The sequence below is a fragment of the Sorangium sp. So ce176 genome, from assembly GCF_051519835.1.
In the GTDB taxonomy this organism is placed as follows: Bacteria; Myxococcota_A; Polyangia; order Polyangiales; family Polyangiaceae; genus Sorangium; species Sorangium cellulosum_G.
The window spans coordinates 8,603,792-8,615,882 of the sequence record NZ_CP150371.1; the positions used below are offsets into that span (position 1 = coordinate 8,603,792).

Annotated in this window: 11 protein-coding genes; 8 read left to right on the forward strand and 3 right to left on the reverse strand. The window is 72.0% G+C overall.

The genetic code is table 11. The features are described from left to right. Positions 1-207 precede the first annotated feature (207 nt). The 8 genes from WMF42_RS32445 to WMF42_RS32480 all read left to right on the forward strand — a co-directional run bounded on the left by WMF42_RS32445 (position 208) and on the right by WMF42_RS32480 (position 8,993). Entirely contained in the window at positions 208-882 is a 675-nt protein-coding gene (locus WMF42_RS32445; protein WP_437686700.1) for a VTT domain-containing protein, read from the forward strand. Between the two features lie 66 nt (positions 883-948). Next, positions 949-1,215 (forward strand): hypothetical protein, encoded by a 267-nt coding sequence (locus WMF42_RS32450; RefSeq protein ID WP_437686702.1) that lies wholly within the window; start codon positions 949-951, stop codon positions 1,213-1,215. A gap of 186 nt (positions 1,216-1,401) precedes the next feature. Next, complete coding sequence (locus tag WMF42_RS32455) at positions 1,402-2,925, forward strand: hypothetical protein (RefSeq protein ID WP_437686704.1); 1,524 nt, start codon at positions 1,402-1,404, stop codon at positions 2,923-2,925. Positions 2,926-3,293: 368 nt separating this feature from the next. Beyond that, on the forward strand, positions 3,294-4,178 hold the full coding sequence (locus WMF42_RS32460) for a DUF1566 domain-containing protein (protein WP_437686706.1): 885 nt from the start codon (positions 3,294-3,296) through the stop codon (positions 4,176-4,178). Between the two features lie 224 nt (positions 4,179-4,402). Then, the gene (locus WMF42_RS32465) at positions 4,403-5,992 is read left to right on the forward strand and encodes a serine/threonine-protein kinase (protein ID WP_061610760.1); all 1,590 of its coding nucleotides are present in this window, start codon (positions 4,403-4,405) and stop codon (positions 5,990-5,992) included. Between the two features lie 59 nt (positions 5,993-6,051). Beyond that, the gene (locus tag WMF42_RS32470; protein ID WP_437686708.1) at positions 6,052-7,002 is read left to right on the forward strand and encodes a tetratricopeptide repeat protein; all 951 of its coding nucleotides are present in this window, start codon (positions 6,052-6,054) and stop codon (positions 7,000-7,002) included. Positions 7,003-7,201: 199 nt separating this feature from the next. Then, positions 7,202-7,636, forward strand: coding sequence for a YciI family protein (locus tag WMF42_RS32475; RefSeq protein ID WP_061610762.1), 435 nt, complete (start codon positions 7,202-7,204; stop codon positions 7,634-7,636). 76 nt (positions 7,637-7,712) lie between these two features. Next, the gene (locus WMF42_RS32480; protein WP_437686710.1) at positions 7,713-8,993 is read left to right on the forward strand and encodes an RNA polymerase sigma factor; all 1,281 of its coding nucleotides are present in this window, start codon (positions 7,713-7,715) and stop codon (positions 8,991-8,993) included. An 84-nt stretch (positions 8,994-9,077) separates the two neighbouring features. On the opposite strand, the gene WMF42_RS32485 is transcribed toward WMF42_RS32480, so the two are convergent. The 3 genes from WMF42_RS32485 to WMF42_RS32495 form a co-directional block, all read right to left on the reverse strand. Beyond that, positions 9,078-9,905 carry a Uma2 family endonuclease gene (locus tag WMF42_RS32485; protein WP_437686712.1) on the reverse strand — a complete coding sequence of 276 codons (828 nt, stop codon included), beginning with the start codon at positions 9,903-9,905 and terminating at the stop codon, positions 9,078-9,080. Positions 9,906-10,016: 111 nt separating this feature from the next. Further along, complete coding sequence (locus WMF42_RS32490; protein WP_437686714.1) at positions 10,017-11,360, reverse strand: aminotransferase family protein; 1,344 nt, start codon at positions 11,358-11,360, stop codon at positions 10,017-10,019. Between the two features lie 222 nt (positions 11,361-11,582). Continuing rightward, positions 11,583-11,906, reverse strand: coding sequence for a hypothetical protein (locus WMF42_RS32495; protein WP_061613283.1), 324 nt, complete (start codon positions 11,904-11,906; stop codon positions 11,583-11,585). Between the last annotated feature and the right edge of the window lie 185 nt (positions 11,907-12,091).

The following is a 12,091-nucleotide window of genomic DNA, read 5'->3' on the forward strand; positions in this document are numbered from 1 at the left end:
CCGGCATGAGGCGCGGGGCTCGCCCCGGGGGTTCGGGAGGGGCGCGGCGCGGCGCCGCGGGTCGACGGGGTGCCCCTCGGCCGGCGTCGACGCTGCCGGGACGCTGGCGCGGCCGCGCCGGCCGACGGGAGCCCTGTGGCGGCGCGGGTCGGCGCGGGGGCGCACGCGGGGTTCGACGCGGCCGCCGGGGTGAGCTATCGAGCGGGCGTGGAACTCCTCCGTGAATTTTTCAGCAGGCTGAGGGAGCTCGAGTCGCTCCTCGAGTGGGGCGGCTACCCCGTCCTGATGATCATCATCTTTGCCGAGACGGGGCTGCTCATCGGGTTCTTCCTTCCCGGCGACTCGCTGCTCGTCACGGCCGGGGTGCTCGTCAACGCGGGGCTCATCAACCCGTTCAACCTGACGAATTTCCAGAACCTGCTCCTGATGAACGTCACGCTGATGGCGATGGCGATCATCGGCGACGCGGTGGGGTTCTCGATCGGCCGGCGCGCCGGGCCGAAGATCTTCACGCGCGAGCAGTCGCTGCTGTTCCGCAAGGATCACCTGATCGCGACGCAGAAGTTCTACGAGAGGCACGGCGGCAAGACGATCATCCTGGCGCGCTTCATGCCGTTCGCGCGGACGTTCGCGCCTGTCGTGGCGGGCGTGGGCCAGATGGCCTACCGGCGCTTCGCGATCTTCAACGTGGCGGGCGGCGTTCTCTGGGTCTTCTCGATGACCTTCCTCGGGTACTTCCTTGGCAAGATCTTCGACGCGAAGCAGATCGAGCGCGTTGTCTACCTGATCATCTTCGTCTCGGTGGCGCCGGTCCTCTTCGGCGCCATCAAGCACCGGCTCCAGCAGAAGAAGGGCGCCGAGCGGCTCGGCGCCGAGCCGTAGGCGCAGGCGCTCGACATCACCCTGCCGGGCAGCTGCCCGGCGCAGGGCGACGAGCTCGCCCCGTGGGTGACGCCGGACGGCGGCGTGCTCTTCTTCCAGGCGCTCTACAGCCCGCGCGGCGGCTGCGCGGCGGCGTCGGTGCTGCGGAGCTTCTACGTGAAGCTCGGCCCCGACGGGCTCCCGGTGGCCGGGCAGACGGCGAGGATGCTGCTGTCGAACCTGGATCCGTCCCACGCCGTCATGACGCCGTCGCTCTCGCCCGACGAGTGCACGCTGTACCTCGCCTCGGACAAGGACGGAGGGCAGAAGCTCTACTCCGCGAAGAGGCGTTAGGCCCCGGGCTGCATGTCATTCTTTATCAATGAGCTTCACACGGCCACGGCGTGAACCACCATGGGCGTGTCGAGACCAGCAATAGCGTGCGGTGATAAGCACCCTGCCTCGCTGCTTTCTTGACGGCGAGATCCTCGTGCGGGACTCTCTCGCGCCATGGCTGGCGAGAAGCTGGTATCTGCGCGTATGGCGGCGAATCTGGCAGGCCTTGTCGCTTCCGCGGCGATCGGCTGCGCGCAGATCATCGGCGTAGACTGGAACGAGTACGCCAGCGCTGAATCAACGACTGGCGGACCATCATCCAGTTCCAGTGTCGGGAGCGGCGGGAGCGGCGGGAGCGGCGGCGGCGGCGACGGGTGCCCGGGCGACGAGGTGACGTGCGATGGGGCGTGCGTCGACGTGAGGACGGACGCGGAGCACTGCGGCGCGTGCGACGTCGCCTGCTCGACCATGGGCGGCACATCCCGCTGTGTTGACGGCATCTGCCAATCGCCGGCATGCGAGGAGAACCGCGGCGACTGCGACAAGGGCCCCGAGAACGGCTGCGAGGTGGACCTCCTCTCGAGCACCGCGCACTGCGGGAGCTGCGACAAGCCGTGCAGCGGCCAGTGCGTGCAGGGCGCGTGCGTCGTGCCGAAGCACATCGCGGCGGGCACGGATTACACGTGCGCGGTGCTCAGCGACGGCACGGTCTGGTGCTGGGGCAGGAATACATGGGGCAACCTCGGCGACGGCACGCTCCAGCAGGATCGGCAGATCCCCCGGCAGGTCGTCGGCCTCGGCGGCGCCGCCGACCGGGTCGCCGCGAGCCTCTCGTCGGCGCGCACGCACACGTGCGCGGTGCTGACGGACGGCGCGGTGGCGTGCTGGGGCGCAGGCAACAGCGGGCAGCTCGGCGACGATGAGGCGATGAACGCCCTCTCCCCGGTGCGCGCGAGGGACCTCACGGGCGCGACCCAGGTCGCCGTCGGCGGGACCCACACGTGCGCGGTGACGGCGTCGCACGATCTCTGGTGCTGGGGCGAGGGCAGCTCCGGCCAGCTCGGGTACGGCGACGAGGCCGATCTGTTCGTGCCCGCCGTGGTCCTGGACGACGTGGCCTCGGTGAGCGCCGGGCTCTCGCACACCTGCGCGGGCATGATCGAGCGGATGGGCGAGCGCACGATGCGCTGCTGGGGCCACAACCAGGACGGCCAGCTCGGGGTCGGCGGCTTCCAGCCGAAGACCACGCCGACGGCCGTGGTGGGCCTGACCAGCGTCGCGCTGACGGCGGCGGGCGCCCTGCACACATGCGCGGCGCCGGCGCAGGGCGTGGCTTCCTGCTGGGGCAAGGGGACGCAGTACCGCCTCGGGACAGGCGTCGTGAACACCGAGGCGGAGCCGCGGGAGATCCTCGAGCTCGTGGATGCGCGCTGGCTCTCGCTCGGCGGGCAGCACTCCGGCGCGGTGCTGGCCAGCGGCGAAGTGCTTCTGTGGGGCGACAACGCGAAGGGGCAGCTCGGCACCGGGACGCAGGACACCGGCTTCACCCCGCAGCCGATCGGGCTGACCGACGTCGTGGAGTTGGCGCTCGGCGACGACCATACCTGCGCGCTGAAGCGCACCGGCGAGATGCTCTGCTGGGGCGACAACAAGAACGGCGAGCTGGGCAACGGGACCGTCGAGCCGCGGCTCGTGCCGGCGCGCGTCACCTGGCCTGCCCGCCCGTGAGCGCGGATCTCTTCTCCAACAACCTCGGCGCACTGCATACCGACCATACGGGTGCGTCTCGCACTCGCCGCATCATGCACTCCGGCTTTCTTGACAGCGGGAGCGCAACCAGAAGACGCTCCAGGGCCATGATGGGCGAGAAGCTGGCGGCTGCAGGGGCATCGACGGCGCTGGTCGTACTTCTGGCTTCCGCGGCTGTCGGGTGCGCGCAGATCATCGGTGCGGACTGGAGCAGCTACGCAAAGAGCGAGGGCGCAGGCGGCGCCGGTAGTACCGGAGCCTCAGGCGCTCAGGGAGACAGCGGTACCGCTGCTGGCGGCGCTGGAGGGGCAGGTGGAGACACCGGCGGGGGACCGCCGTCTATTCCGGTGACGTGGCCGGACTCGCCGACGAAACGCTGCTCGGACGGGGCGATCGTACTGGGGCAGTGTCCGGGACCGTCCGAGCCCTTCTTCGGACAGGACGGCAGCTACGAGATCGCCGTTCCCTCCTACACGGATCGCGAGGACACCGTGAGGGACTCGGTGACCGGGCTCGCCTGGGAAAAAGGGCTGGAGGACGTGACGTTCACGTTCGCTGCCGCGAAGGAGCACTGCGACGCCCTCGCCGTCGAGAACCACGGCGGCCTGACAGGGTGGCGCTTGCCGACCCTGCGCGAGCTCGTCTCGATCATCGATTTCGGCAACACGACAGCGTTCCAGGACATCTTCGTGACGACCCCGGACAGCATCTACTGGTCCGCGACCGACGTCGCCGGCACGGACGGCTCGTTCGCGTGGGGCGTGCTCGCCAGCGACGCATCCATCGGGTACCACCCGAAGGCGGGCACGACGAACGCGCGGGCGCTGTGCGTCGGGGGCGGGCAGGCGATCCCGCCGGCCGATCTGTCGTCGTTCGGCGAGGAATGGGCGCTCGATCGCTCGACGGGGCTCGTCTGGCAGCGCCAGCACGCCACCGGGACGTTCGACTGGAGCGACGCGCTCGCGCACTGCGAGGACCTCACCCTCGCCGGCAAGAGCGACTGGCGGCTGCCGAGCGCGAAGGAGCTGCTCTCGATCGTCGATGATCGGCTGCTGGGGCCGGCGATCGACCCGCAGATCTTCTCGGGGACACCGTCGACCATCTTCTGGTCTTCGACGCCTGCCCTCGTCAGCGCCGACAGGGCCATCGTCGTCAACTTCAACAACGGCGCGTCGCAGGACAACTCGGTCCGCGATCGGCGGCTCACGCGCTGCGTTCGCTCCGACGGGTGAGCGCCAGTCCACGCGGAGCACCGCATTGCCTCGCGGAGCACTGCCTCGCCTCGCCATGGCCTCCGCGCGTCGCAGCGCCCCTGGTGTCGCGGCGACCCCACCGGGCCACTGCCGGACGGTCATCAGGCCGCCTTACGTCACGGCATCGCCGGCCCGACCTACCCGTGGAAGCCGCCCGCCTCTTGTACTGCGCACCACCCCGCGGCTACCCTCTCCTTCCCACCATGCAGCAGCACCCCGCGGTCCCCTCCGGCGTCCCCGTTGCCGGCGACGTCCTCGCGGGCAAGTACCGCATCGAGCGCGTGCTCGGCGCCGGCGGCATGGGCGTGGTCCTCGCGGCGTGGCACCTCGTCCTGGAGCGCCGCGTCGCCATCAAGTTCCTCCTCCCGGAGGCGGCAGCGCTCCCCGACGCCAGCGCCCGGTTCCTCCGCGAGGCCCGCGCCGCCGCCGCCCTCGACGGACAGCACATCGCGCGCGTCATCGACGTCGGCACGCTGGACTCGGGCGCGGCCTACATGGTGCTCGAGCACCTGACCGGCGACGATCTCGGCCAGGTGCTCCAGACCCGCGGACCGCTCCCGCTCGCCGAGGCCGCCGACTACCTCCTCCAGGCCTGCGAGGCGCTCGCCGAGGCGCACGCGCGCGGCATCATCCACCGCGACCTCAAGCCGAAGAACCTCTTTCTCACCCGCCGCCCCGACGGGGCTCCCCTCCTCAAGGTCCTCGACTTCGGGCTGTCGAAGTTCATCGCCACTGGCGACTCCGTCAAGGAAGCGAGCCTCACCGCGACTGGCCTCATCATGGGCTCCATCCACTACATGTCGCCCGAGCAGATCCGCAGCCTGAAATATGCGGATGTGCGGACCGACATCTGGGCCCTCGGCGTGATCCTGTATCGCATGCTGACAGGGCGGCACCCGTTCGAGGGCGACAGCATCACCGCTGTCACGGCCGCCATCATGATGGACACGCCCACATCCCTCCTGACCCTGCGGCCGGATCTGCCGCCGGCCGTGGGCGCGCTCGTGGGCCGGTGCCTCGCGAAGGACCCGGCGGTCCGCGTCCAGAGCGTGACAGAGATCGGCCGCGTGCTCGCGCCCTTCGGGACGCAGCGCGCGAGGCTCTCGTTCGAGAGCATCGATCGGCTCCTGCCGGAGCCCGCCGCCCGCGCCGGGTACCCGCCGGCCCCTGGGCCCTCCGGCGCGCTCGGCACGTCGTCGCCCTCACGGGGCGAGACCCCCGTCGCGCCCGAGGGCATGACGGAGCCCATGCCGGTTCGCCCCGGCGCTCCGTCGTCGTCGGGCGGCGAGGGGGCGGGGACGGCGCACGCGATGCTGCCGCACGCCTGGGGCAACACCACGCGGAGCCGTGCGCCCCGCAGCCGCGTGGCGCTGCTCGCCGGCGCCGCCGGCGCGCTCGTCGTGGCCGGGTTCTTCCTGGCGTGGCGCCTGACGGCGAGCGGGCCCGTGGACGGCGGCGCGCCCGTGGCATCGAGCCCAGCGCCCGAGCCCGTGTCTGCGTCCCCGGGCGCGGCCAGCTCGGTGACGGTGACGCACATCGGGACAGCAGCCCCTGAGGTGGCGGCCACCGTCGCCCCCACCGAGACCGCGCCCCCTGCGCCTCCGGCCAACCCGGAGCCCACCCGGAGCGCCTCTGCCGGGTCCACGCCGACGCCGGCACCGCCGCCCCCGAAGCCACCACCGCTGAAGCTCAAGCCGCCCGCGACCGCCGCTGCGCCAGCACCGCCAAGACAGGCCCCGTCGGCGAACAGCACAACCAAGACGCCCAGGAACTATCGGGAGCTCTACGAGTGAGGCCAACAAGAGACCTTGCCGCAGTACGCGTCGCGCTGTCGCTCGCTGTCCTCTGCGCCATGAGCGGCGCGGCGTCCGCGCAGCCCAAAGTCCCTAAGGACGCGGCGTACGAGCTCTTCCAGCAGGGCGTCGCGCTGGCGGAGGCGCGCGACTGCCCGCGTGCGATTCCGCTCTTCCACAAGAGCCAGGAGACGTATCCAGCCCGCGGCACCCTGTACAACCTCGCGCTGTGCGAGAAGGAGATCGGGCGGGTGGCGAGCGCATGGCGGCACTTCAACGAGCTACTGCCGCAACTGGAGCCCAGCGATCCCCGCCTGCCCACCACCAAGCAGGAGCTCACGGCGCTCGAGCCGCGCCTGCCCAAGCTGGTCATCGAGCTCGCGCAGGGCGCGCCGGCGCCGGAGGAGCTGCGCCTCGATCGAACGGCGCTGCCGCAAGGCAGCGTCGGCGCCGAGCTCCCGGTCGATCCCGGGGACCACGTGATCGTCGCGAGGTGGGAAGACGGCCGGCAGAAGGAGACGCGCGTGTCGCTCGGGGAAGGGGCGCGCGAGAACGTCCGCCTCGATCCGCCGCCGGCCGCCGCCGCGCCGCCACCGCCGCCGCCGGCGACCGCCGTTTCCACCGCGCCGCAGGCCCCCCCCTCGCCTCCCCCGGACACCGCATCCGCGCCCTCTTCCAGCGGCCGGCGCACGCTCGCCTTCGTTGTCGGCGGCGTCGGCGCCGCGGCCCTGGGCGGGAGCCTCCTCATGGGCGGGCTCGCGCTCGGCACGAAGGGCGACCTCGAGGAGGAATGCCCGACGCCCTCGCAGTGCAGCGACAGGGGCATGTCCCTCCGCTCACGGGGTCAGACGCTCACCACCTCGAGCACGGTGCTCGGCGCCCTTGGGCTCGCAGGGATCGGCGCTGGCGTGGTGCTCCTCCTCACCGCGCCAGAGCAGGGCACCTCGGTCGCCCTCGCGCCCGCGATCCTGCCGGGCGGCGGCGGCGCGCTGCTGCACAGCCACTTCTGAGATCCCGGCGCAGCGCTCGGGCGGACAAGCAGATAAATTTTCAATAATTTCGGACACTTAACGGCAACGCAAAAAAAGATCACCCGGCGTGTCGATCCCGCCGTCCCCCGTTCGTCGTGACGATGAAGCCAGGGTTCACCCCGGGCCAGAGACCCTCCGGAGCCCAGCTCCACCACCACGGAAGCAAGGAGACACGACCATGCGATTCATGATCCTGATCAAGGCCACCAAGGACAGCGAAGCGGGCGTCATGCCGAGCGAGCAGCTCCTCACCGAGATGGGGAAGTTCAACGAGGAGCTGGTCAAGGCCGGCATCATGGTCGCGGGCGAGGGGCTCCACCCGAGCACGAAGGGCGCGCGCGTCAGGTTCTCCGGCGAGAAGAGGACCGTCGTCGACGGGCCCTTCGCCGAGACAAAGGAGCTGATCGCCGGCTTCTGGCTCTGGGACGTGAAGTCGAAGGAAGAGGCGATCGAGTGGGTGAAGCGCTGCCCCAACCCGATGCTGGAGGAGTCCGAGATCGAGATTCGCCAGGTGTTCACGGCGGACGACTTCGGCCCTGCGCTCACGCCCGAGCTCCGGGAGCAGGAAGAGCGCCTGCGCGCGCAGGCGGAAGCGAAGCAAGCGAAGCAGTAGCCACCGCGCGCCTCGGGGGGCCTGCGCCCGCGAAGGGGGCTTGCGCCGGCGGAGGAAGGTGCTCTGATCGGCCGCCGTGACGGCCCCCGATGTGCATCGCGCGATCCACGCGGTCTTCCGGATCGAGTCGGCCCGGCTCATCGCCGGCCTCGCGCGGATGGTGCGCGACGTGGGCCTCGCCGAGGAGCTCGCCCAGGACGCGCTCGTCGCCGCGCTCGAGCGGTGGCCCGAGTCAGGCGTCCCGGACAACCCGGGCGCGTGGCTCATGGCCACCGCGAAGCGCCGCGCGATCGACGAGCTCCGCCGGCACAAGCGGATCGATCGCAAGCACGAGGAGCTCGGCCACGAGATCGAGGCCCAGCGCGCGATGGCCGCGCCGGATCTGGACGCCGCGCTCGACGACGACGTCGGCGACGACCTCCTGCGCCTCGTGTTCACGGCGTGCCACCCGGTCCTCTCGACCGAGGCGCAGGTCGCGCTCACCCTCCGCCTGCTCGGGGGCCTGACGACCGACGAGATCGCGCGCGCGTTCCTCGTCCCGGAGCCGACAGTCGCCCAGCGCATCGTCCGGGCGAAGCGGACCCTCGCCGAGGCGCGCGTCCCCTTCGAGGTCCCGCGCGGCGACGAGCTCGCCCCCCGCCTCTCGTCGGTGCTCCAGGTCATCTACCTCGTCTTCAACGAGGGCTACTCGGCGACCGCCGGCGACGACTGGATGCGCCCCGCGCTCTGCGAGGACGCGCTCCGCCTCGGCCGCATCCTCGCCGAGCTCGTCCCGAAGGAGCCGGAGGTCCACGGCCTCGTCGCGCTCCTCGAGATCCAGGCCTCGCGCTCCAGGGCGCGGATCGGCCCGTCGGGCGAGCCCATCCTGCTCCTGGAACAGAACCGCGCGCGCTGGGATCACCTCTTGATCCGCCGTGGCCTCGCGGCGCTCGAGCGCGCCGCGGCGCTCGGCGGCGCGCTCGGCCCGTACGCGCTCCAGGCCGCGATCGCCGCGTGCCACGCGCGCGCGCGGACCGCGGAGGAGACGGACTGGGCGCGCATCGCGGCGCTCTACGCGGCGCTCGCCCGGATCACGCCGTCCCCCGTTGTCGAGCTGAACCGCGCCGTCGCGCTCTCGATGGCGTTCGGCCCGGCCGCGGGCCTCGCCGTCGTCGATGCGCTGACGTCGGAGCGCTCCCTCGCGAGCTACCACCTGCTGCCGAGCGTGCGCGGCGACCTGCTCGCGAAGCTCGGCCGCCTCGACGAGGCCCGCGCGGAGTTCGAGCGCGCGGCGTCGCTCACGCGCAACGCCCGCGAGCGCGCGCTGCTCCTCGGGCGCGCCGCCGCGTGCGCGGGCGGCTCGGCGCCGCCGCGGTGACGGCGGGCGCGGCCAGAGGGGAGACCCCCGGCAGGCGTGCCCCGCGCCGCCGCCCGCCCCGTCGGGCAGGCGGCGGAGAGCGGATCACCCGCGATCGACAGCGGCAGCGAACGCCTCGGCGCTGGCCGCCGTCGCCGCGCTGGTGAGCCAGCGCTCCAGCGCCGCCGGCTGCTCGCACGCGAGCACCCGGGCCCGCACCACCGCCGGCACCGCGAGCCCGCGCGCCGAGAGCACCGCGAGGATCGCGCGCGCCTGGGTGCGCGCCTCGGTGCGCGCCTGCACCCACTCGTCCGTGAACCGCGACGCGTCGCGCTCCTCGAACAGCGCCGCGACCGGCACGGCGCCGAGGCCATGCTTGCCCAGCTCCGGCAACAGCGGCACCTCCGCGCCCGGCCGGTAGGTGATCGACGCCGTCCCCGGCCGCACGACCTCGAGCTCTCGCCGCTCCGCGTGGGCGATCCACACCCACGGCCACTCGTGCTCCAGGTAGAGCTTCACCTTCTCCTCGAGGTAACGCCGCGACTGCGTGCCCCGGATCTCCACGGCCAGCACCGGCGTGCCGCGGTACGCGTCGTTCCGCGGCGACGACAGATCGCCCACGACAACCACGTCCGGCGCCCGGAGCGACGGCCCCCCCGGGTCGCTGAGGTCGCAGTAGACGTCCGTCATCACGGTGAGCCCCTCGCGCGCGTGCGTCCGGAAGAGCGCGGCGATGAGGGCCATCACGATGCCGTGGATATCCTTGCTCCCCATCTGCTCGATCAGCTCCCCGCGGTGCAGCTCCCACGGGCTGCCGTCGTAGCAGTCGGCCTCGGTGCCCAGCCGGCGACCGGTCGGGCCGAAGTCTCGCAGCTCGATCGGCCCGGTGTTCCGGGGCGGACGGGGCAGCAAGCCGTTCGTACGTGCGGTCATACGCGCGAGCATAGCACGCGCCGCGAGCCCCCTGCCCCGGCCCGCTCGCGGCGCCCCGGGTCGTGCCCGGTCCGGGGACCGCCCACGAGGGGCCGCCTCGCCCTCGGCGCCTCAGGCCGAGAGCTTCTGGTCCGCCACGTCGAGCGCCGCGTCGAGCGCCGCGTCGAGCGCCGCGATCCCTTCGTCGATCTCCGCCTCGCTGATGATGAGCGGCGGCGCCACGAGCAGGTGGCTCACCCACCCCATGAGGGACACCCCGCGCTTCGCCGCCTCGGCGACGACCGCGTCGACCACGAGCGGCCGCCGGGCCGCCTTGTCCTGCGGCACGTTGAACGGCTCCTTCGTCGCGCGGTCCTTCACGAGCTCCACCGCCCAGAACAGGCCGAGCCCGCGAACGTCGCCGATCGAGGGGTGCTTCTCCTTCAGGGCGCGGAGCTTCTCGCCCACGATCGCGCCCATCTTCGTCGAGCGGTTCAGGAGATCCAGCCGGCGGTACTCGTCGATCGCCGCGATCACGGGGGCCAGCGTGAGCGGGTGGGCCTCGTAGGTGTGGCCGTGGGCGAACATGTTGTCGTCGAAATAGTCCGCGATCGCGCGGGAGGTCGCGACAACCCCGAGCGGCGCGGCCGCGTTCGTCACGCCCTTCGCTGTCGTCAGGATGTCCGGGACCACGCCCCAGTGATCGACAGCAAACCACTTTCCTGTCCTGCCCCAGCCGCTCATCACCTCGTCCGCGATGAGGAGCACGCCGCGCTTGCGCGCGATCTCCGCGATCCTGGGCAGGTACTCGGCCGGCGGGATGAGCACGCCGTTCGTGCCCACGATCGGCTCGACGATCACCGCCGCCACGTTCTCCTCGTGGTCGATCATGTAGGCCAGGTAGTCGGCGCACGCGACGCCGCACTCGGGGTAGCTCCGGCCGAGGGGGCAGCGATAGCAGTTCACCTCGGGGCCGAACACAACGCCCGGGATCTTGCCCGCCGGCTCGATGAACCAGCGGCGGAAGTCGCCCGTCGCCGCGACCGAGCCCGCCGTCGAGCCGTGGTACGACGTGTAGCGCGCGATGATCTTGTGCTTGCCCGTGTAGAGCCGCGCCATCTTGAACGCCGCCTCGTTCGCCTCCGTGCCCGACGTCGCGAAGAAGAACTTGTCGAGCCCCTTCGGCATCACCTCGAGCAGCTTCTGCGCCGCCCTGGCCCGCACCTCGCACGTGTGCGCGGGGCTGATGTAGGCGAGCTGCCTCGCCTGCGCGCAGATGGCCTCGATCACGGCCTCGTTCTGGTGGCCGAGGTTCGAGCAGATGAGCTGGGAAGACAGGTCCAGGTAGCGCTTGCCGGCCGCGTCCCAGAAGGCGCAGCCCTCGGCGCGGGTGACGTGGATCGGCTTCCAGCCGCGCTGGGCGCGCCAGGTGCCGTACGTGTGCTTCGTGGTCAGCTCGACGATGTCATCGCTCATGGCAACCTTCGCGGTTCGAGGAGGCGCTCAGCGTAGAGGGTGGACCGACCTCCTCGCACGCGATTTTCCCCGCGCCGCTCGCCCGCTCCCGCTCCGGGCGGCGCGCCGCGACGCGCTTTCCCGCGCAGCGTTACCGTCGCGCGACGGCGTCGCGCACGGAAGCCCCGGTGAGCTTCTGAGCCGCCACGCAGCGGCGCGCGGCGCGCGGACCGGCCGGCGCCCTCAGCGCGCGGCCGCGCCTTCCGCCCGCGCCACATCCCCGAGGCGGGCAACGCGGTACTCCAGCCGGGAGATGACCTCCGCCTTCGTCGCGCCCTCGCCCACGTCCATCAGCACCTTCTGACACATCGCGCACATCTGCAGGAGGTGGGACCGGAGGTCCTCGGGGGTGCACTTCCCGCTCCTCAGCTCGTCGAGCCGCCTCGAGAGCCCCTCCGTCTCGCGGCCCGCCTGGGCCGGATCCCCGGCGGCCGCCGGGTCGTTCCAGCGCGCCGAGCTGGCCTCGCACAGGAAACACGCACCCCCTTCGATCGGCTTTTGCAGCATGGCTCTCTCGCGCCTCCTCGCGCCGTTGTCTGGAAGGACATCCTGGAGCCGCTCGCCCGGATCACAAGCCGGGAAGCTCTCCGTGGGCCGCTGCGACGTGGAAGCGCTCGGTCGAGGCGGGCTCGACCGTCGAGCTGCCGCTCGGGGGCAGGTTCTGGGGCGACCGGTAGGGGCTCGTGACCGGC